The following is a 977-nucleotide window of genomic DNA, read 5'->3' as shown; positions in this document are numbered from 1 at the left end:
AACTGCAGTCCAATTGAACATTTAAAGTCTTGATTTGCCCTGTGTCAGGAGCACTAGCACTGAGCGTCCAAGGCTTTCCGTTGTAGCATGCGCCCTGTCCTTTAACAGCAGAATACAGGTCTCGCTTAACTGGGTCGTACACTACGCCAATCACTGGCTCGCCCTGTCGAGAGATCAAAGAAATAGCAACTGAATAACCATGCACTTTTCGAGTAAATGCAAGCGTGCCATCTAGAGGGTCAACACACCAGAAATAATCTTTCTCGAGTCGAGCGCCATCGTCTTCAGTCTCCTCGGTAAGCAGTGCAAAATCATAGCGTTCTGCACTTGCAGCCAGCTTGCTTCGAATTAAGGCATCGCATTTAAGGTCAATCTCGGTCACGACTNGCGTGGCCAAACTCCCGCCTGTGTCTTTATGCTGTACATCGATTTCACGCGTAGCACCCGCAGCAATCACCTCTCCCGCAGCCAGGGCTGCATCACAGGCGACCTCAAGTAAATGCAGTAAATCAGCTTCAGTTAAGTTCATCTACAACCTCTTTACTTAGGCGTTCGCTGTACGAATTAATTTTCCAATGACCGGGACTCCAACCTTTCACAAAGCGATGAAAATCAGCCCACGCATACTTAAACAAAGGACGCCATGAAGCTTCGATTTCTTGTACAGAGTATCGCGCCAAATGCATTGCAGAGTATCGATCAAGCGCGTCAGCCAAAGCCAAAAAATAATCATCAAGTAAGGCTGCCTCATACTTTTCGCAGTCATCTTCGTAGAGACATGAACCGATGAAGTAAGCTAGATCTTTCATGCCACACCCTGCCCCGACATATTGAAAATCAACCGCCGCAACCTTTGCCCCATCTTCAGAACAACAGAAATTCGCTAGCTTCGCATCACCATGAAGTAGTGTGTGAAAAGGGCTTGCTTTGAGCTTTTGATCAATAGCTCCAGCAGCACGTTTTAGCGCCAGATCATC

Annotated in this window: 2 protein-coding genes; both read right to left on the bottom strand. The window is 47.4% G+C overall.

Translation table 11 applies throughout. The features are described from left to right. Positions 1 to 529 (bottom strand): inositol monophosphatase family protein (locus A3738_RS07155; protein ID WP_304440076.1); only part of this gene is annotated, 529 nt, incomplete at its 3' end. Continuing rightward, on the bottom strand, positions 516 to 977 hold a 462-nt coding region (locus tag A3738_RS07150; RefSeq protein WP_156504046.1), incomplete at its 5' end, for an oxidoreductase family protein. The genes A3738_RS07155 and A3738_RS07150, both read right to left, overlap by 14 nt.

The sequence above is a fragment of the Oleiphilus sp. HI0066 genome, assembly GCF_001635725.1.
This window is presented reverse-complemented; position numbering and strand designations above follow the sequence as displayed.